This window comes from Mesorhizobium xinjiangense (assembly GCF_009749525.1).
Classification (GTDB): Bacteria; Pseudomonadota; Alphaproteobacteria; order Rhizobiales; family Rhizobiaceae; genus Mangrovimarina; species Mangrovimarina xinjiangensis.
Genome location: NZ_WOAC01000013.1, coordinates 179,835 through 198,384 on the forward strand (window position 1 = coordinate 179,835; position 18,550 = coordinate 198,384).

18 protein-coding genes are annotated in these 18,550 nt (G+C 65.1%); 15 read left to right on the plus strand and 3 right to left on the minus strand.

What is annotated here, in order from left to right:
* Nucleotides 1-18: 18 nt before the first annotated feature.
* Both GM909_RS15170 and GM909_RS15175 read right to left on the minus strand, forming a co-directional pair.
* The gene (locus GM909_RS15170) at nt 19-825 is read right to left on the minus strand and encodes a flavin reductase family protein (protein ID WP_157017291.1); all 807 of its coding nucleotides are present in this window, start codon (nt 823-825) and stop codon (nt 19-21) included.
* A 4-nt stretch (nt 826-829) separates the two neighbouring features.
* On the minus strand, nt 830-1,903 hold the full coding sequence (locus GM909_RS15175) for an LLM class flavin-dependent oxidoreductase (protein WP_157017292.1): 1,074 nt from the start codon (nt 1,901-1,903) through the stop codon (nt 830-832).
* Nucleotides 1,904-2,010: 107 nt separating this feature from the next.
* Here GM909_RS15175 and GM909_RS15180 point away from each other — a divergent pair, with 107 nt between their 5' ends.
* Together GM909_RS15180 and GM909_RS15185 are read left to right on the plus strand one after the other, a co-directional pair.
* Complete coding sequence (locus tag GM909_RS15180; RefSeq protein ID WP_157017294.1) at nt 2,011-2,937, plus strand: LysR family transcriptional regulator; 927 nt, start codon at nt 2,011-2,013, stop codon at nt 2,935-2,937.
* 108 nt (nt 2,938-3,045) lie between these two features.
* Entirely contained in the window at nt 3,046-3,606 is a 561-nt protein-coding gene (locus GM909_RS15185) for a TetR/AcrR family transcriptional regulator (protein ID WP_235911912.1), read from the plus strand.
* A gap of 60 nt (nt 3,607-3,666) precedes the next feature.
* Here the strand turns inward: GM909_RS15185 and GM909_RS15190 are convergent, their stop codons facing one another.
* The gene (locus GM909_RS15190; protein WP_157017298.1) at nt 3,667-4,644 is read right to left on the minus strand and encodes a Bug family tripartite tricarboxylate transporter substrate binding protein; all 978 of its coding nucleotides are present in this window, start codon (nt 4,642-4,644) and stop codon (nt 3,667-3,669) included.
* A gap of 184 nt (nt 4,645-4,828) precedes the next feature.
* Here GM909_RS15190 and GM909_RS15195 point away from each other — a divergent pair, with 184 nt between their 5' ends.
* The 13 genes from GM909_RS15195 (at nt 4,829) to GM909_RS25810 (ending at nt 18,464) form a co-directional block, all read left to right on the plus strand.
* Nucleotides 4,829-5,602, plus strand: a complete 774-nt coding sequence (locus GM909_RS15195) for an enoyl-CoA hydratase/isomerase family protein (protein WP_157017300.1) — start codon at nt 4,829-4,831, stop codon at nt 5,600-5,602.
* Between the two features lies 1 nt (nt 5,603).
* Nucleotides 5,604-7,742, plus strand: coding sequence for an acetate--CoA ligase family protein (locus tag GM909_RS15200; protein ID WP_157017302.1), 2,139 nt, complete (start codon nt 5,604-5,606; stop codon nt 7,740-7,742).
* Nucleotides 7,742-8,929 (plus strand): acyl-CoA dehydrogenase family protein, encoded by a 1,188-nt coding sequence (locus tag GM909_RS15205; RefSeq protein ID WP_157017304.1) that lies wholly within the window; start codon nt 7,742-7,744, stop codon nt 8,927-8,929. Before GM909_RS15200 ends, GM909_RS15205 begins: the two co-directional genes overlap by 1 nt.
* Nucleotides 8,930-8,932: 3 nt before the next feature.
* On the plus strand, nt 8,933-9,931 hold the full coding sequence (locus tag GM909_RS15210) for an acyl-CoA dehydrogenase family protein (RefSeq protein ID WP_157017306.1): 999 nt from the start codon (nt 8,933-8,935) through the stop codon (nt 9,929-9,931).
* Nucleotides 9,921-10,664 (plus strand): SDR family NAD(P)-dependent oxidoreductase, encoded by a 744-nt coding sequence (locus tag GM909_RS15215; RefSeq protein ID WP_157017308.1) that lies wholly within the window; start codon nt 9,921-9,923, stop codon nt 10,662-10,664. Before GM909_RS15210 ends, GM909_RS15215 begins: the two co-directional genes overlap by 11 nt.
* Nucleotides 10,636-11,874 (plus strand): SDR family NAD(P)-dependent oxidoreductase, encoded by a 1,239-nt coding sequence (locus GM909_RS15220; protein ID WP_157017310.1) that lies wholly within the window; start codon nt 10,636-10,638, stop codon nt 11,872-11,874. Before GM909_RS15215 ends, GM909_RS15220 begins: the two co-directional genes overlap by 29 nt.
* Nucleotides 11,875-11,925: 51 nt before the next feature.
* Complete coding sequence (locus tag GM909_RS15225; RefSeq protein ID WP_157017312.1) at nt 11,926-12,372, plus strand: tripartite tricarboxylate transporter TctB family protein; 447 nt, start codon at nt 11,926-11,928, stop codon at nt 12,370-12,372.
* A gap of 1 nt (nt 12,373) precedes the next feature.
* A complete protein-coding gene (locus GM909_RS15230) occupies nt 12,374-13,891 on the plus strand; it encodes a tripartite tricarboxylate transporter permease (RefSeq protein WP_157017314.1) in 1,518 nt (505 codons plus the stop codon).
* Nucleotides 13,884-14,825 carry an SMP-30/gluconolactonase/LRE family protein gene (locus GM909_RS15235; RefSeq protein ID WP_157017316.1) on the plus strand — a complete coding sequence of 314 codons (942 nt, stop codon included), beginning with the start codon at nt 13,884-13,886 and terminating at the stop codon, nt 14,823-14,825. The genes GM909_RS15230 and GM909_RS15235 overlap by 8 nt, the downstream gene beginning before the upstream one ends.
* Nucleotides 14,822-16,030, plus strand: coding sequence for a CaiB/BaiF CoA transferase family protein (locus tag GM909_RS15240; protein WP_157017318.1), 1,209 nt, complete (start codon nt 14,822-14,824; stop codon nt 16,028-16,030). Before GM909_RS15235 ends, GM909_RS15240 begins: the two co-directional genes overlap by 4 nt.
* Nucleotides 16,027-16,833, plus strand: coding sequence for an oxepin-CoA hydrolase, alternative type (locus tag GM909_RS15245; RefSeq protein ID WP_157017320.1), 807 nt, complete (start codon nt 16,027-16,029; stop codon nt 16,831-16,833). The genes GM909_RS15240 and GM909_RS15245 overlap by 4 nt, the downstream gene beginning before the upstream one ends.
* A gap of 8 nt (nt 16,834-16,841) precedes the next feature.
* Complete coding sequence (locus tag GM909_RS15250) at nt 16,842-18,035, plus strand: acyl-CoA dehydrogenase family protein (RefSeq protein WP_157017322.1); 1,194 nt, start codon at nt 16,842-16,844, stop codon at nt 18,033-18,035.
* 261 nt (nt 18,036-18,296) lie between these two features.
* Entirely contained in the window at nt 18,297-18,464 is a 168-nt protein-coding gene (locus GM909_RS25810) for a hypothetical protein (RefSeq protein WP_198174273.1), read from the plus strand.
* Nucleotides 18,465-18,550: the final 86 nt, after the last annotated feature.

Below are 18,550 nucleotides of genomic sequence, written 5' to 3' on the forward strand. Positions count from 1 at the left end.
CGCGGAGCAATGCGCAGGTCAGGCGGCGCATATGGTCGGCATCATCTGGCCGTCGTAATTAAGCAATGCGGTACCCTCGGCGCTGGAGGTGGTGTGGATCACCGTTCCGATCAGGACCGTATGGCTTCCGGCGACATGGCGGGCGGTAGGCACGCAGATCAGGCTTTGATGCGCGCCGGTCAGTACCGGCGTGCCGATGCGTTGATCCCAGTCGCAGGAAAACCGCTCGGCACCCCTCAGTCCGCGCTGGCCAGCAAAGGTCATGGCGACCTCCGTTTGCCCGGCATCCAGAATGTTGATGCTGTACTGCGTGGCCCCCGTCAGCCGGTCATGGGCGGTCGCCGCGCGGTTGAGGCACACGAGCACCAAGGGGGGATCGGCCGAGACCGAGCTGAAGGCCGAAACCGTCATGCCGCAGCGTTCGTCGCCCTCGCCGGTGGCAACCACGCACACGCCCGAGGCAAACCGCCGCATTGCGCTGCGGAAGGCATCCGCCGGCACTGGGGCCGGGACCGCGGGTGCCCCGACATGGGCGCGGATCCGGCCCTGAACATCCAGCCAGCCGTGTTTTGCGGCAAAGCCGATCATCGCAGTGAAGCCTTGCTGCCAATCAGCGGAACCGGACAGCGGCGTGAGGGCGCGGATCGCATCCGGACGCACCCAGGCGTGCCCGGATGTGTCCAGCTCGGCAACCGGAGCCAGCACGCTGGCCAGATCGAGCGGCTGCCCGGCCGGGGTGCCGACCCCCAGCTCGATACAGAAGCGCCGGAAATCCGTCGCCTCCTCCAGCTTCGGGGCGACGCCCGCATTCAGCACGATGCGCATGGCCTTACTCGGCCGCGTTAAGGCTGAGCCGCTCGCTGCCGACGGCCTTGGTGACGGCGGGAATGATCGTCTCGCCCCACAGGTCCAGCTGCCGCAGCATGGTCTTCTGGTCGAAGTCTCCCAGTTGCGTCTGCACGGCGATGTGGTCCGGGCGCAGGATCTCGATTTCTTCGATCAGCCGTTCGATCACCTGATTGACACTGCCCACCGGCAGGTTCGCGCGCATCTCGTCAAAGCTCATGTCGGTGGGATGCGGTACTTCCTTCATCAAATAGCCGTCGTCGGTTTGCTGGGTGCGGTCCTTCAGGCTGAACGACAGGCGGCGCTGGAATTGCGCGTTCGCCAGATAGCTGTTCACCTCGGCCCGGTTGTCGCTGGCATAGGCGCAGCGCAGAAAGCCGATCCGGCTGCGGCTGCCATCGGTGCCCGAGGCTTCGATATCGGCGTCCAGCTTTTCGCGAAGACCGCGGATCGCGTCGGTGCCGCCCAGCAAGGCCGTGACGAACAGATTGTAGCCTTCGCGGAAGGCCCGCTCGCGCATCCTCGGGTTGCCCGTGGTGACCCAGATCGGTGGCATCGGTTCCTGCACCGGCCGCACGGCGATCGAGCTGGGCGGGATGTTCAGGTACTGGCCGTGATGCTCGAAGATCTTCTGCGTCAACGCCTTGGGCAGCACGTCGAGATATTCGGCAAAGATCTTGCCTGCCTCATCCAGCGAGGTGCCGAAGCGCTCGAATTCGAACTGCTGATAGCCCGAGCCGATGCCCAGCTCCAGCCGCCCCCCTGACAGCGTGTCAACAAGGCCGACTTCGGCCAGAAACCGGGGGGCGTGGTACAGTGGCAGGATACAGACCGCGGAGCCGAGGCGGATCGTACTGGTCTTGCCCGCGCAATGGGCCACCATCATCAGCGGCGACGGCGAAAGCGAATAATTGTTGAAATGGTGTTCGGCATACCAAGCGTTGGAGAAACCGGCCTGTTCGGCCCTGACGGTCTGCTCCACGGAATTCGAGATCACCTCGGACGAGGACTGATGATAGCCGCGCTGCTGCGCAAGAATGAAAGCACCGAAATCCATGGTCTTTTCTCCTCCTGATCGGACCTTTCCCAATGGATACAGTCTTGCGCCGAATGCGATAACCGGCGAAAAACGCAGTTCAGAATTCCGATTTGCGAAAAGGCCAGATGGACAAGCTGCGTGCCCTCGAGCTTTTTGTGGCCACGGCCGAGACCGGGAGTTTCTCGGCGGCCGGGCGCCTGTATGGGCTGTCACCGGCCAGTGTTTCGCGTCATATAAACGATCTGGAAAGCGGCCTTGGCGTGACGCTGATCCACCGCTCAACGCGTGCTCTGGCGCTGACCGAAAGCGGGACGAACTACCTGCGCGATGCACGCGGCATCCTCGCAAGCGTCCGGTCTGCAGATTCTGCCGTGGCAGACCAGACCGAGCAGCCGCAGGGGCTGCTGCGCGTCCATTCGCGCACGATGTTCGGCTTTTCGGTCCTGGCGCGGTTGCAGCCGGCTTTCGGAGAAGTGTATCCCGACCTTGTGGTCGACCTGCACCTTTCGGAAAAGCTGGTTCGCCTGCGCGAGGACGGCTTCGATCTGGACTTTCGCATTGCCCCGCCCGAGGAACGCGGGCTGGTGCGGCGCAGGCTGTTTCGCAGCCACCGGATATTGGTCGCCAGCCCGGCCTATCTGGCCCGCACGCCAGCCATCGCCACACCGAAGAATCTGCACGCGCATCAGTGTCTGACCTATTGGATCAATCACGAGCGTGTCACATGGCGCTTCCGGGGCGCTTCCGACGACGAGGAAATTGTCGCTCCCACGGCGTTCAGCAGCAACAATGGGCTGGTCCTGCTGTCGATGGCGCTTGCCGGAAAGGGTATCGCGTTGCTCGACGATTATACCGTGGCCGATCATCTGGCGACCGGCGATCTGGTGCAGGTTCTGCCCGAGCTGCGCGTGACGAACACAACTTTCGAAGAGGGGATATTCGTCACCTATACCGAAGCGCCCTTCATTCCGAAAAAGCTTCGTTGCTATCTAGATTTCGTGGTGAAGAACTGGGGCGATGCCCTGAAGCGCGGCGATGGTGGAAATGCTTGACCAGCCGGTCAGTCAATGCTCAGGCTCGGACAGCCACCAGACAGGAAGACACGCATGACGAATGAGACTGGCAGCGACAATCAGCCCGAGGCGGAAATCAGCGACCGGGTGCGCAGCCTGCTGGCTATCGGGGCGCAGATCTTTGCTGAAAAGGGCTACGATGCCACATCCATGCGCGACATCTCGACGGCAGCGGGGGTGTCGAAGGCGTTGCTCTACCATCATTTCACCAGCAAGGACGCCATCTATGCCCGTATTGCATTCGAATCGACGCAGCATTTGAACAGCTTTGTCGAAGCGCGCATCCCGGCGGATGGCAGCGCCTCGCAGAAGGTGCGCGCCTTCATGGTGGCGACCGCCAGTTTCTTTTCCCAGCATCGCGCCGCGTGGATTGCCGCCAGCAATGCCTTCTGGAGCGAGCGAAACCAGCATCGGCAGGAAGAACGGCTGGCTCGCCGCAAGGCGTTCGAGCAACGCTTGCGCGAGCTGATCCGCGAAGGCATCACCTCAGGGGAGTTCCGTGAGGTTGATCCTGCCGATGCCGGACGCTTGATCCTGTCCGGCGTCAACTGGATGCATCGCTGGTATGACCCGGCCAAGACCCACACTGCGGAAGAAATTGTCGAGCGCTACGCGGATATCGTGTTGAACGGCATCCGCAGGCACTGATCCTCGCCACAGCAAAAAGCCCCGCCTGAGCGGGGCTTTCCTGGGCTTTACGGGAGCGAATTATTCGATGGTGATGCCGTTCGCCTCGATCACGCCGCCCCAGAAATCCATGTCCCAATCTAGCTGCGCCTGCATCTCCTGCGGGCCACCGACATTCGGCTGCATGCCTGCATTGCGCATTCGCTGCTGCAGCTCTTCATCGCTCATCGCGTTCTGCAATGCAGCACTGAAGCGCGACACTTCCTCTGCTGGGGTGCCGGCCGGTGCCAGAAAGCCGAACCAGAAGGACGAGACCAGCCCCGGGAAGCCCAGTTCGGTCGTGGTGGGCAGATCAGGGAAGCCGGGGTCGCGTTCGGGCGACGAGATGGCGAGCATCCGCACGTCACCCGAGTTTACATGCGCGACAAGCGAGATCGGGGTCGCGAAATTCAGATCGTTCTGGCCCGCGATCAGGTCGACGATCTGCGAGGGATTGTCCCGGTACGAAACGTCTACCATCGGCACGCCCAGTTCCGATTGCAGCACCATGCCGAACAGATGCGTCACGCTGCCCGGCCCGAGCGTGGCGTAGCGCAGAGGCTGCCCAGTGCTTTCGGCATGCGCCTTCAGCTCCTCCAGCGTGGAGACGTTCAGCGCGCTGGGAACGGTGATCGTCAGCGGTCCGCTCATCATCGTGCCGACCGGCTCGAACGAGTCCATGTCATACGACAGATCGTCGCGCAGCAGCACGTTCAGCGACAGCGGCCCGGTGGCTCCGACGAAGTAGGTCAGACCGTCCGCGTCGGCATTGGCGGCATATGTCGCGCCGATGATGCCGTTCGATCCGGGGCGATTATCGACAAGAACCGGCTGACCAAGCTCGGCTGCAATCCGGTCGCCCACTTCGCGAACCAGCCCGTCCAGCAGCCCTCCGGCGCCATAAGGCACCACGAGGCGGATCGGATCGCTGGATTGGGCAAGGGCGCCGATTGGCGCAAATGAGGTAGCCACGGCGAGCGCGGCTGCACTGAGAAAAATCCGACGGGTTGCGTCAGTCATAGTGAAGTCCTCCCTGATTCACGCAGGCAAACCCTGCAGGAACGCATCTCAAGCTAGAGGGTGACCGGTCGGTCGGTCAAGGGAGAGGTTGGCCCGAAAATGCGGTTGCTGGATCTGGCGGGCGATGTTAGAACAACCAGTGACTGACCGACCGGTCAGCGACACCAAGGGAGGGGAACAGGCAATGTTCGACAAGAAAAACGTGCGCGTCGAGATGCATGGGCTGGTTGCCCTTGTGACGCTGAACCGGCCGCCGGTGAACGCTTTGGACCGTCAGACGCGGTATGAGCTGGTCGAGATCTTCGACGAAATTTCGCAGCGTGACGATGTGCGTGCGGCGGTTCTGACCGGATCCGGCAAGACCTTCTGCGCCGGCGCCGACCTCAAGGACCGGCCCGATTCGTCGCGGCCCGGAGACTTTCTCGAACACAACCGGATCACCCGGGAAACCGGCAACGCGATCCGCGAATGCAACAAACCCGTGGTCGCAGCCATCAACGGCGCTGCGCTGGGGGCGGGGCTGGGGCTGATGGCCTCCTGCGACATCTTCTATGCCTGCGAGGAGGCGGTGTTCGGCATGCCCGAGATCAACGTCGGCCTCGCTGGTGGCGCGTCCATGCTGCACTCTCTGTTCGGCCGTTCCACCACGCGGCGCATGTTCTTCACCGGCGTTCGCCTGTCCGCTGCCGAGCTGAAGGACCGCTCGATCATAGAAGAGGTGACCAGCGCCGCCGACCTGCTGCCCATGGCGATGGCCGTCGCGCAGGACATCGCCGGGAAGGCGCCGCTTGCGATCACCTATGCCAAACAGGCGGCCAACATGGTCGAAAACATGCCCCAGCGCGATGCCTACCGGCTGGAGCAGAATTACACCATGGCGCTGTCGAAGACCGAGGATGCACAGGAAGCCCGCAAGGCGTTCCTGGAGAAGCGCGCGCCGGTGTTCAAGGGGCGCTGAGATGAGCCATGAACGGATGATTTCGGGACTGGACGCCGTCTTTTCGCCGCGCTCCATCGCCATCGTCGGGGCGTCGACTGACCCCACCAAGACGGGCGGTCGCCCGGTGCACCTGCTGATCAAGCACGGATTTGCCGGAGCAATCTATCCGGTCAACCCCAAGGCCACCGAAGTGCAGGGCCTTGCGGCCTATGCCCGGCTCGACGCGCTGCCGGAAGTGCCGGACCTGGTGCTGGTGGCCGTGCCAGGCGCCGCTGCCGTGGCGACGCTGGAAACCGCGGCCGCGCTGGGTGTCGGTGCTGCGATTGTCCTGAGCGCCGGTTTCACCGAGGCGGGACCGGAAGGGATTGCGCTGCAAGCCCGCGTGACCGAGATCGCCCACGACAGCGGGATGCGGATCGTCGGGCCTAACTGCCTTGGCACCGTGAGTATCCGGTCGCGGGCCATCGGAACCTTCTCGATCGCGCTGGAACAGGAGATGCCGCTGGACGGTGGAATTTCGATTGTCTCACAAAGCGGCAATGTCGGCAGTTCCGCTTTGCGGATGCTGGGCGATTGTGGCGCCGGTGCTGCCCGCTTCATTGCCACCGGCAACGAGGCAGATGTGCAGATCGCCGATGCGATCGGCTGGATGGCGAACGACTCCGAAACGAGCGTCATCCTGTGCTGTATGGAGACCTGCCGGGACGGCGCGCGGCTGACCGGGGCGCTGGAGCTGGCCGCCAAGGCCGGCAAGCCGGTGATCGCCCTGAAGATTGGCACGTCGGAAGCGGGACAGAAGGCGGCACTTTCGCATACCGGCGGTCTGGCCGGTAGCGACCAGGTGTTCGACGCCGTGTTTGCCCGCTACGGCGTGGTGCGGGTGCGGTCGCTGGAAGAACTGGTAGAAGTTGGCGCGGCGGCTGAAGCCGTCGGCCAGCGCTGCGTGGGAACGCCTCCGTCGGCCACGATGATCGCCGCCTCGGGAGGGTTCGGCGTCATGATGGCCGATGCGGCCTCGGCACATGGCATCAGTGTCAATCCACTGGGCGAGGGCGCACAGGCACGGATCCGCGCGCTGCTGCCGCTGGCCGCGACGGCCAATCCGGTCGACGCTACCGCCCAGATGTCCGCCAGCCCGGACATTCTGGAAACGCTCGTCGATGCCGTGCTGGAGGATGACGCCAATACCACGGCCTGCCTGATGTTGGCGCTCGGCATGGGCATCCCACGTCTGCGCCGGGTGTTCACCGAGGCGTTGGCCAAGGTCAGCGCACGCCATCCCGACAAGACGCTGGTTGCCTGTTTGGCCGGGCCTGCCGATGCGATTGCCGATCTGCGTGCGCTGGGCATCGCCTGCTTTCCCACTATCGACAGCGCGATGCGAGGTCTTGCTGCTCTGGGGCAGATCGAGCTGTTCCGCGCGCAGCCGCCCATCGCCATAACCGCCGAGCCGCCACAACCGCTCAATCCTGCCGTCTGCCGCAACGAGGCGACGGCCAAGGCGGCACTGTCGGCGGCGGGACTTTCCTTTGTTCCCGAACTCACCGTCACCAACGCCGAGCAAGCCTTTGCGGCTGCGGAAAAATTTGGTGTCCCCGTCGCAATGAAGATCCTTTCGCCTGACATTCAGCACAAGAGCGACATCGGCGGTGTCGCGCTGAACGTCCGGGGCGGGGCTGAGGCCAAGGCAGCTTTCACTCGCTTGACCGCCGCAGCCGCGCTGAACGCGCCCTCCGCCCGCGTGGACGGAGTGCTGGTCTCGCCGATGACGACAGGCGGGACCGAGCTGATCCTCGGCACGCTTGCGGACCCGGTGTTCGGCCCGGTGGTCATGGTGGGCCTCGGCGGCATCTTTGCCGAGATATTTGAAGACACCGCGCTGCGCCTTGCCCCGGTGAGCGAAGTCGAAGCGCATGCCATGCTGCGCGAACTGCGGGCTTTTCCGCTGCTTGACGGGGCGCGGGGTCGCGCGCCGACCGATCTGGACGCAGCCGCAGCCGCAGTCGCCGCCTTGTCGCGGTTTGCTGCGCGCCACGTGGCCGACATTGGCGAAATCGACATCAATCCGATGCTGGTCCGCGCCCGTGGGCAGGGTGCTGTAGCGCTGGACGCGCTGCTGCTGCCGACACGGACGGACCATCCCGAGGGAGACCAATAATGACAGCCTCGAGTGCCCTCCAGACTGCACCGTCAGGGAGATCCCACGCCGCTCATGCCCGCGACTGGTTGGCCGAAAATCTCAAGGGCCGCCTGCGTATCGACCGGGCGCATGAAATTCCGGTGACCTTGCAGGAACTGGTCGATTTTGAAGTGGGCATGCACGCGGCGGGGCTGGCGGGCATCACTTGGCCGCGCGCCTATGCCGGCCACGGGCTGACGCTGCGCGAACATCTGGAGATCAACCGTGAAATCGGTCTCGCGCCGGTGCCGAACTCGGTCAATTCCATCGGCAAGGAACTGGCCGGGCCGATCATTCTGGCAATTTGCAACGAAACGCAAAAGGCCGAATATCTGCCCGCTATCCTGAAAATGCAGGCGATCTGGTGTCAGGGTTTCTCAGAACCGGGCGCGGGGTCGGATCTGGCGGGGTTGCGCACCCGCGCCGAGCGGACGGCGGATGGCTGGCGGATCAACGGCCAGAAGATCTGGACCAGCGGCGCCTCGAAATCGCAGCGCTGCCTGTTGCTGGCGCGCACCGGAACCGCCGAAGACCGCCACAAGGGGCTAGTGCTGTTCGCCGTGCGGATGGACACGCCTGGGCTGGAGGTACGCGAGATCCGCTCGATCGACGGGCACCGGCATTTCTGCGAGGTGTTCTTCAACGACGTGATCGTTGATGAGGCCGACATGCTGGGCGCGCCGGACGAAGGCTGGGCCGCCGCCACGCGCGTGTTGTCCATCGAGCGCGCGACCAACCGGATGTACCGATCATGGCGGTTCCAGAGCGAGCTGGAGCACCTGATCGACGCCTGCCGGACCGATGCGCGTGCCATGGCGCTGCTGACGCCTTATTCCCGCCAGCTGGCGCAGATCCGTGTCGAGGTGGAATTGCTCAAGGGCCATGTCGAGACGCTGGTGGAAACGCTGCTCTCGGGGGGACAGATCGGTCCGCGCGGCAGCTTTCCCAAACTGTACTGGTCGGAATCACATCAGCGGTTTGCCCAGATCGGCTGGGAGATCGTCTCGCGCTTTCCCCCCGGTGTCGACGGGCCGTTGCGCGACATCCGCGCGCGGATGGAGGCGGTCTATTTCGCCAGCCGCGCCGAAACCATCTATGCCGGCACGACCGAGATCCAGCTCGACATCATTGCCGGCCGCATCCTCAAACTCCAGAAGGCGGCGTGACCCATGCATGATGATCTTGATCCCGCAGAATTCGAGGATACCGCCCGCGCCGTGATGGCCAGCTGCGCCGGGGCCGCCGATGTGCCCGCGCGTGCAAGACTGCTGGGCGAGGCGGGCCTGCTGGGCGTCCTCGCCCCCCAGGCCACAGGCGGGCTCGACCTACCGCTGCGCTACGCCGTGCCGGTCTGCAGAACCGGGGGGCAGGCGTTGCTGGGCTTTCCGCTGATCGAGACGCTGCTTCTGGCGCGGCTGCTGGCCGATGAATCCCCCGATCTGGCCACGGGGCTTGTGGCGGGTGAGACACTGGCGACCATCGCCTGGACTGGCGTGGTTGAGGACGAGATCGTTGGCGGAGCCCCCGTGGCGCGGGTTGCCGATTATGTGTTGTGTTTCCGGCGCGATGGCGGCGCGCTACTGCTCGAGACCGCCGCGTGTACCGATCTTGACGAGACACTTTCCATCGACGTGGATACCCCGGACGCGGCGCTGCGGCCCGGCGCTGCGCAGGTTGCGCAATTGGACGTCGCTGCTGTGGCGCGTCTGCGGGCGGACGCCAAGATCCTGCGCGCTGCCTGTGTCCACGGATCAGCGGCGCAATGTCTGGAGCTGGCGGTGGAGCATGCGCAAGGCCGGGTCCAGTTCGGGCGCCCGCTCTCGGCGTATCAGGCGCTAAGGCACCGCCTGTCGCGCGATGCGTTGGCGGTCGAGACCATGCGCAATGCCCTTGTCCGCGCCCTGAGTGAACCCGCCGAGGGTCCGGCTTTCGCGCGTGACGCCGCGTGGCTGGGGGCAGCGCAGGCCGGTCCCGGAGTGGCAGAGAGCGCCATTCAGGTGCTGGGCGGGATGGGCTTCACTTGGGAAGTGCCGCTGCACCGCCACTTGCGGCAGATGCGCACCCAGGCCGTCCTCGGCGCCGCTGTCGAAGGTCTGGATGACCTGGCCGCGCATTTGCTCAACGGCTCCAACAGCCCCTGGAACGGAGATTTCCACCATGTCGCCTGACGCCAAAGTCGCCCTCATCACCGGAGCAGGCCACGGGATCGGCCGCGCCACCGCGAAGTTGTTGGCCCGACGGGGCTGGCTGGTCGGGGTGAACGATCTGAAAGAGGAGTTCGTCACCGAAGCTTGTGGCGAGATTGGTGCGAACGCCTTTCCTGTGGTGCAGAACGTTGCCTCGCGCGAGGGGATCAATGCTGCTGTTGATGCGGTGATGGCGCGGGCTGGCCGTCTGGACGGTCTGGTGAACAACGCAGCCTGGGTACGCTATCAGGCGATCCCCGACATCGCGCCCGAAACAGTGGACCGCATGGTCCAGATCGGCTTCAACGGAGTAATCTGGGGCATTCAGGCAGCGGCAGCGGCGATGAACGCAGAGCGCGGAGGCACGATCGTCAACGTCGCCTCGGCTGCCGGATTCCGCTCGGCACCGCATTCGCTGGTCTATAGCGGGATCAAGGCCGGGGTCATGGGCATGACCCGCGCCGCGGCGGTGGAACTGGGACGCGGCAACATCCGTGTGAACGCCGTGGCGCCATCTGCCATCCCGACCGAAGGCACGTCTCGGCACCGCTCGGCTGAGCGCGACGCGAAGCGGATCGCCGATACACCGCTGGGCCGGTTGGGAACCGTCGACGACATCGCCCGCGCCATCGCCTATCTGATGGAGTCCGACAGCGATTTCGTCACCGGGCAGGTGCTGTCGGCGGATGGCGGCATTGGTATCGCGATCAATTGATGCCATGAACACCGCCGCCACCGATCCCGCAACCGCGCCGCTCCGGGCCCTCGTCACCGGGGGCACCGGGGGTATCGGCCGCGCGATCTGCCAGCGCCTAGCGGCAGAGGGCCATCGGGTGGTGGTGGCTGATCTTGACCACGGCGCAGCCGAGGGATTCGCAACCGCGTTAGGACCGGAACACGCGGGACTAGGCGTTGATCTGACCGATTCAACGGCGACCGCCGGGCTGCCCCGGCGCGCGGCAGAGCGTGTGGGCGGTGCACTCGATCTGATTGTCAACAACGCAGGCCTGACCGACAGCAGCGGGCATGACATGACGGCGATGCCGAACGCGATCTTCGATCGGATCGTCGCGGTCAACCTGACCGCGGTGACGCAGATCTGCGCCGCTGCGCCGGAGGTTCTGAAACCCGGCGGCACACTGGTCAACATCGCCTCGGGCGGCGCGTTCCGGCCTTTGCCGCTGCGTGGGCCCTATAGCGCCACCAAGGCTGCGGTCGTCGCGCTGACGCGAGAGCTGGCGGCGCCCTGGCGCAGTGCCGGGCTGCGGATATGCGCTGTTGGGCCGGGCTTCACGCTGACGCCGATGGTGCAGGCGCTTCATGCTGCAGGCCGACTTGATCTGGAAAGCGTCGCCGCCTCGATTCCACTGGGCAGGCTCGGTCAACCCTCGGATATCGCGGATGCCGTGGCCCTGCTAATCGGCCCTGCCGGGGATGCCCTGAACGGACAGACGCTGGTCGTGGACGGTGGCAGCGCAGCGGGAAACGCGCCGATGGCTGGCCCAGCGCGCGGCACAGAACGCACCGGAACAACCGTGGTGCTGAGCCATGATCACGCGGACGATTCTGCCGTGACCGCAACGCCTGCGCTCGCGGCCGTGATCGACCGGCGCGGTGACGCCGCGGCCGAAGTCGTCTTGCGCCGCGCCCGCGACCTGTCGCGTCTGTGTGCGGGTCATTCCGGTCGGGCGCGGAATTTTGCGCTGCTCTTCGTCAGCTCCGGCGCGGATCTGGCCGCGCAAAGCGGGCTTGCCATGCTGGCGCGGATCCTCGCGCTGGAATGGGCGCCATCCGGCGCGCGGGTGAATGCACTGATCTGGCACGGCCCGCCCACCGAGGGTTTGACGCGCCTGTGCGAGTACCTGACCGGACCACAATCCGCCTTTGTCACCGGACAGCGGATCGAGGGCGGACACACAGACTGAGCGGCCCGGCCGGGCCGCCGAATTCGACGCAGCAGATCTCAGGGAGGAGTCATGCAGTTCGTCAAGGAAAGACTGGGAGATATCGTCGCGGGTCTGGTGACCAGCGGCGTGGGCCTCTTTATCGTGACCGAGGCGAGCAGTTATCGTCTCGGCACATTGCTGCGCATGGGTCCCGGTTACTTTCCGCGCCTTCTGGGCGTGGTGATGGTGTTGCTGGGGCTGCTGATGATCGTGACGGCGCGGCCCGGAGGGCTGGGCATCTCGGTCAGTCGCGGGCAATGGCGCAGCACTGCGCTTCTGGGTGCCGCCTTCGCCGCCTTCGTATTGACCATCGAGCCGCTGGGCATGTTGGCGGCGGTGTCGGTGACGGTCTTCCTTGCGGCCATGGCGAACGACAGGACGCCATTGACTACCGCTCTCGTGCTGGCCGTGCTCACGGCGATTGGCTGCACGCTGTTGTTCAGCGTCGCGCTCGGCCTGCAAATCAAGGCGTTCTGACATGTCCTCATTGCTATCGGATATCGCGCTCGGCCTGAGCGTCGCGGCATCGCCCAGCGGCTTGATGTATTGTTTCCTGGGGGTGTTCCTGGGAACCTTCGTCGGCGTTCTGCCGGGCATAGGCATCATGGCGACGCTGGCCATGCTGCTGCCGATCACCTATCACATCGAGCCAACCTTCGCTCTGATCATGCTGGCGGGGATCTACTACGGCGCCTCTTATGGTGGTTCCACAGCGTCCATCCTGCTGAACCTGCCCGGCACTGCCACCAGCGCCGTGACCGGCCTGGACGGTTACCCAATGGCGCAGCAGGGTCGCGCCGGTCAGGCGCTGTTCATGACGGCGATTGCGTCCTTTATTGGCAGCATCTTCGGTGTGATCCTGCTTGCAGGCTTTGCCGTTCCGCTGTCGCGGGTCGCGCTGCAGTTCGGGCCGCAGGAATATGTCGCGCTGATGACGCTGGGTCTGGTCGCCGCGGCGGTGATCGGGACGGGGCGGTCGATCCGGTCGCTGGCGGCTGTCGCGCTGGGGCTGGCACTGGGGCTGATCGGGCTTGATCTGAACAGCGGCGTTGCGCGGTTCACCTTCGGGCAGACGGTGCTCTATGACGGCCTACCGCTGGTGGCGGTTGCCCTCGGTCTGTTCGGTCTGCCCGAGATTATTGCCAACGCCGGACGACGCGAACTGCCCAAGGTGCTGAGCGGCACGATCCGCCTGCGCAACATGCTGCCCACGCGCGAGGACTGGCGCCGTTCGGCCATGCCGATGGCGCGTGGATCAGGGATCGGCGCGTTTTTCGGCGCGTTGCCTGGCACCGGCGGGTTGGTGGCAACCTTTGTTTCCTATGCGCTGGAACGCCGTGTCAGCAAGCACCCTGAGGAGTTTGGAAACGGCGCGATCGAAGGCGTTGCTGCCCCCGAGGCGGCGAACAACGCTGCGGTACAGGCCGCGTTCATCCCGACGCTGAGCCTCGGTATCCCTGGCGATCCGGTGATGGCGATCATGCTGGGGGTGATGATGGTGCACGGCATCCTGCCGGGGCCCGGCGTGATCCAGTCGTCGCCGGACCTGTTCTGGGGTCTGATCGTCAGCTTCGTGCTGGGCAACCTGATGCTGCTGGTGCTGAACCTGCCGCTGGTGGGGCTGTGGGTGCGGCTGCTGAAGATCCCCTACAACCTGCTATTCCCGGTGATCGTGGCCTTCACCTGCATCGGTATCTACAGCGTCAACAATCAGGTGACGGACATCATCGTTCTGGTGGCCTTCGGGTTGCTTGGACTGGGGATGCGGGCGCTGAAGTTCGAGGCATCGCCACTGCTGCTGGGTTTCGTGCTGGGGCCGATGATCGAAGAGCACTTCCGTCGCGCGCTTATCGTCAGCGGCGGCAATCTGGGTACCTTCGTGGAACGGCCGATTGCCGCAAGCCTTTTCGCGGTGGTGGCGTTGATCATCCTGTTGGCGGTCGGTGCCAATCTCTGGATGATGGTGCGCGCGCGCGGGCAGGTGAAGGATGCGTGACGCCCGGATTGATGCGCTTGGCGCGCTGGGACTTTCAGTCCGCCGCCTGTCCTCCGCACCGGCGGCGCTTGGGGAAAGCCCGGTCTGGGACCCCGCGAGCGGCGTGCTGTGGTGGATCGACGGTGTGGCGGGCGTTCTGCACGGCATTCGCCCGGACGGGGGCGGAGCCGCGATCCAGTCGCAGGTGATCGGCGGTCATCTGGGGTGCATTGCTCTGGCGACGGACGAGCGGCTGATTGTGGCGCGCGATCATGAGGTCGCGCTCTGCGATCCCGCAACGGGTGCGACGGAGCCGTTTCTGGTGCTGAAGGATGCCGACGCCAGGATGCGCCTCAATGACGGCAAGTTGGACCGGCAAGGTCGGTTCCTCTGTGCCGGGATGGGGCGCGGGCGCGAACCACTGGGGGGGCTGCACCAGATCGACGGAACCGGGCGTCACCACATGCTGGCCGGGGGTATCCGCGTCGGCAACGGGGTTTGCTTCAGCCCGCAGGGCGATATTCTCTATTTCACCGACACGCCCACATGCGCGGTGATGGCCGCCGACTACGATCCCGAAACCGGGGCCGCTGGTGTCCCGCGCCGCCATATCGACACTGCCGGACTGGAAGCCGGCATCGACGGCGCGACGGTGGATGCCGCAGGCAACCTGTGGGCCGCGCTGATCACTATCGGCGAGATTGGCTGTTTCGCTCCGGACGGACGGCTGGTGCAGCGCATTCCAGCGCCGGTCGATCTGCCCAGCAGCCTTGCCTTCGGCGGCAGTGCAAGGGCCACGCTATTCGTCACTTCGATCCGGGACTCCGGTACCGGGCGTGCTGTCTCCAGCCATGCGGACGGCGGCCATCTGTTCGCGTTGGACGGGCTCGGCGCCACGGGATTGCCCGAGGCCCGTTTCGCGCCTGGCACGCATCTTAAAAGGATTGCCCTATGACACAAACCCCCGCCGCTTTTGGCCCGCTCGCCGGGCTCAAGGTGCTCGACATCGCCACGATCATCGCCGCCCCCTTTGCCGCCTCGCTGCTGGCGGATTTCGGCGCGGATGTCATCAAGCTGGAGATCCCCGGCAAAGGCGACGGGTTGCGCGCCTTTCCGCCGTTCCGCGACGACAAACCGTTGTGGTGGAAGGTGACGAACCGTGGCAAACGCTATGGCACGCTGGACCTGCGCCGGCCCGAGGGGCTGGCGATCATGAAGCGCATGGTCGCCGACACCGATGTACTGATCGAGAATTTCCGCCCCGGTACGCTGGCCGATTGGGGACTGGACCGCGAGACGCTATGGCAGATCAATCCGAAACTGGTGATCCTGCGCGTTTCGGCCTTTGGTCAGACCGGCCCGAAGGCAAGCATGGGCGGTTTTGCCCGCATCTTCGAGGCGATGGGCGGACTCACGCATATTACCGGCATGCCGGACAGCGCGCCGGTTCACCCCGGCTATCCAATTGCCGACGCGTTCGGCGGCCTTTTCGGGGCATTCTCGATTCTGGCGGCGCTGTTCGGAATCCAGCGCAACGGGACTGAGGGCGAGGAGATCGACCTTGCTTTGACCGAGGCGACCTTCCGGCTGCTGGAGAACCTTGCCATCGAATATGACCAGCTGGGGCAGGTGCGCGAGCGCGACGGCAACAACAACCAGTACACCGCACCCGCCAACGTGTTCCGCACCAGCGACGGCCGCTATGTGACCGTGACCGGATCGACAGACAGCATGTTCGCCGCGAATATGCGCGCCATCGGTCGGGCCGATCTTGTTACCGATCCGCGCTTTGCAACCAACCGCGCCCGGATGGAATGCCGCTCCGAGCTGGACTCGATTTTCAAGTCCTACATGGAGCGCCATCCGCTGGGCGATGTGCTGGCCGATTTCGCCCGCGAAGGCGGGGCGATCGGGCCGATCTATTCGGTCGAACAGATCTTTGCCGACCCGCAGGTGCAGGCACGCGAAATGGTCACCGAGGTCGCGGATGATGATTTCGGCACCGTGCGCATGCAGAACGTCGTCCCGCGCCTGACACGCAACCCGGGCCGTATCCGTTGGGCGGGCAAGGATCTCGGGGTGGATACGGATGCCATTCTGAGCGATCTGGGCCTGAGCGCAGACGAGATTGCCGCCCATCGCGCGAAGGGGGTCATATGACGCCGACGACCACGCGCCTGATCACTGAAACGCGCGCCGATGGGGTGCGCATCCTGACGCTGGACGGGGCCGGGACGCGCAATGCCATCGGCCCGGCGATCTATGCCGAGCTGTCCGCCGCGATCATCGATGCGGGGGTCGACCCCGTGGTGCGGTCGCTGGTGCTGACCGGGGCGAACGGCTTTTTCAGTTCGGGCGGAAATGTCGCCAGCCTGCAAGAAGGTCGTAATCTTCCGCTGTCCGACGTGGCGCGCAACACCGACCTTTTGGGTGCGATGATCCTCGCCATCCGGGCCTGTCCCAAGCCGGTGATCGCGGCGGTTGAAGGCGGTGCTGCGGGTCTCGGCCTGTCGCTGGCGTTGGCCTGCGACATGATTGCCGCCACCCGGGGCGCACGCTTTACCGCTGCCTATGTCCGCATCGGCCTGACGCCGGATGGCGGCGCCACCCATCTGCTGTGTGAGGCTCTGCCACGCCAGCTGGTTTCGGAAATGTGCCTTCTGGGACACCCGATGGAGGCTGAGCGCCTGCACGCTGCCGGTGCGATCAACCGGCTGGCCGATGCCGGGGGCGCGCTGGCGGCGGCTCTGGAACTGGCGCAGTCCTGTGCTGGCGGGGCTGCGGGCGCGATGGCAGTCATCAAGGATCAGATCAGGCAGGCGCCGCGCAACGGGCTGGCGGCCCAGCTGGACCTTGAGGCGCGGCACATCAATGCCGCGCGGTACGATGACGAGGCGGCCGAAGGGTTACAGGCCTTTCTGGAAAAGCGGCGGCCACGATTTCCCGGCGCACCTGACAATTGAGGAATCCTATGATCCGCGATGAAAAACGGCTTGAGGCGCTTTTGGCCGAAGTGCACGAATGGGTCCGCACTGTAGTCCATCCCGCCGAAGACCGGGTTGCTGCCGAGGATGCGGTTCCCGACGAAATTGTCGCAGACATGGCCCGGCGCGGCTTTTTCGGCTGGTCCATCCCTGAGGAATATGGCGGGCTTGGTCTGACCACCGAAGAATTGGTGCGGGGCGCGCTGGAGCTGTCGCAATGCGCCGTCGCGTTCCGGGCGCGGGTAGGCACAAATACCGGCATCGGCTCGGAAGCACTGGTCGCCGATGGCACCGAGGCACAGAAGCGCCAATGGCTGCCAAGGCTGGCGCGCGGCGAGGTGACCGGCAGCTTCGCACTGACTGAGCGAGAGGCGGGATCGGACGCCACCGCGCTGACCACGTCGGCCAGGCGTGACGGGGACGATTACGTCCTCAACGGGCGCAAGTGCTACATCACCAATGCACCGATTGCCGGATTGTTCACCGTGCTTGCCCGAACCGATGCGGACCAGCCCGGCGCGCGCGGCATCTCGGCGTTTCTGGTCGAGCGCGGCATGCCGGGCTTGTCTGTCTCGGCCCCCTACCGGATGATGGGGCAGGCGGGTTCGCCGGTCGGCGAGGTCATTCTGGAGGATGTGCATGTTCCTGCGGTCAACCTCGTCGGGGGCATCGAGGGCAGGGGCTTTCACACCGCGATGAAGGTGTTGAACAAGCAGCGCATTCATCTGGCGGCACTGTGCACCGGTCCGGCGATCCGGATGCTGGACCTTGCCATGGATCACGCGGAAACCCGGCAACAATCGGGCCGCGCCATCGTCGATTTCCAGCTGGTCGCGGCGCTGCTGGCTGATTGCCGCACTGACATTGCCGCAGCGCAGGCGCTGGTGTTGCAGACGGCGAAGGCCCGGGATCGGGGCGAGGACATCGCGCTAGAGGCGTCGATGTGCAAATACTTCGCATCCGAGGCCTGTGGCCGCGTTGCAGACCGCTGCGTGCAGGTGTTCGGCGGCGCGGGCTATGTCGCCGATCATTCCCCGATCGAGCGTTACTACCGCGATGTGCGGCTGTTCCGCCTGTACGAGGGGACCAGCCAGATCCACCAGCTGAACATCGTCAAACAAATGCGGCGTCGCCGGGCGGAAACCGCCGGTCAGGCGCGATGGCCAACGAGTGCCGTTTAAAGCGAACGGCTTGTAGATCGTCACTGCATCCACCATTTAGGCGAGCCAACCGCCCATCCCGCTGCACGCTGATGTTCAGCGCTGGCGGCTGGGGCTGATGCGCATGGAACTGATGCAGACCATGGGGATGCAGGCCTCTGTGGTCGCTGACATCAGCGGTTGCAACCTCGCTGCCGCCCTGGCGGCTGCGCCGCTATTGATGCCGGGACGGGCGATGCGGTGGCCGCCATCCAGACTGCCTGTGGCGGGACACCGGCAGCCGTGATCGGTTTCATCGGCGCTGAGGCGACAGCGCGGCTGGGCTTCGACTGTCTGGCAAGGGGCGGAACCAAGGTTGCCGTGGACCTGTTCGGCGGCCCAGCACCCCGGTCACTGCTGCAGATCACATTGAAATCGGTGAGCATTGGGCGCAGCAATGTCGGCGACTGATTGATTTCGCGGCGCTGAGAACCCTGGCCTGAAAGAGCGGCCTGAGGCCCTTTCCCCGCGCAGCCTGTCCCCTATCCGAGGCAAAT

Coding starts and splice junctions, on each gene's coding strand:
- GM909_RS15170 (WP_157017291.1), bottom strand. CDS start 825: ATGCGCATCGTGCTGAATGCGGGCGTCGCCCCGAAGCTGGAGGAGGCG.
- GM909_RS15175 (WP_157017292.1), bottom strand. CDS start 1,903: ATGGATTTCGGTGCTTTCATTCTTGCGCAGCAGCGCGGCTATCATCAG.
- GM909_RS15180 (WP_157017294.1), top strand. CDS start 2,011: ATGGACAAGCTGCGTGCCCTCGAGCTTTTTGTGGCCACGGCCGAGACC.
- GM909_RS15190 (WP_157017298.1), bottom strand. CDS start 4,644: ATGACTGACGCAACCCGTCGGATTTTTCTCAGTGCAGCCGCGCTCGCC.
- GM909_RS15195 (WP_157017300.1), top strand. CDS start 4,829: ATGTTCGACAAGAAAAACGTGCGCGTCGAGATGCATGGGCTGGTTGCC.
- GM909_RS15200 (WP_157017302.1), top strand. CDS start 5,604: ATGAGCCATGAACGGATGATTTCGGGACTGGACGCCGTCTTTTCGCCG.
- GM909_RS15205 (WP_157017304.1), top strand. CDS start 7,742: ATGACAGCCTCGAGTGCCCTCCAGACTGCACCGTCAGGGAGATCCCAC.
- GM909_RS15210 (WP_157017306.1), top strand. CDS start 8,933: ATGCATGATGATCTTGATCCCGCAGAATTCGAGGATACCGCCCGCGCC.
- GM909_RS15215 (WP_157017308.1), top strand. CDS start 9,921: ATGTCGCCTGACGCCAAAGTCGCCCTCATCACCGGAGCAGGCCACGGG.
- GM909_RS15220 (WP_157017310.1), top strand. CDS start 10,636: ATGGCGGCATTGGTATCGCGATCAATTGATGCCATGAACACCGCCGCC.
- GM909_RS15225 (WP_157017312.1), top strand. CDS start 11,926: ATGCAGTTCGTCAAGGAAAGACTGGGAGATATCGTCGCGGGTCTGGTG.
- GM909_RS15230 (WP_157017314.1), top strand. CDS start 12,374: ATGTCCTCATTGCTATCGGATATCGCGCTCGGCCTGAGCGTCGCGGCA.
- GM909_RS15235 (WP_157017316.1), top strand. CDS start 13,884: ATGCGTGACGCCCGGATTGATGCGCTTGGCGCGCTGGGACTTTCAGTC.
- GM909_RS15240 (WP_157017318.1), top strand. CDS start 14,822: ATGACACAAACCCCCGCCGCTTTTGGCCCGCTCGCCGGGCTCAAGGTG.
- GM909_RS15245 (WP_157017320.1), top strand. CDS start 16,027: ATGACGCCGACGACCACGCGCCTGATCACTGAAACGCGCGCCGATGGG.
- GM909_RS15250 (WP_157017322.1), top strand. CDS start 16,842: ATGATCCGCGATGAAAAACGGCTTGAGGCGCTTTTGGCCGAAGTGCAC.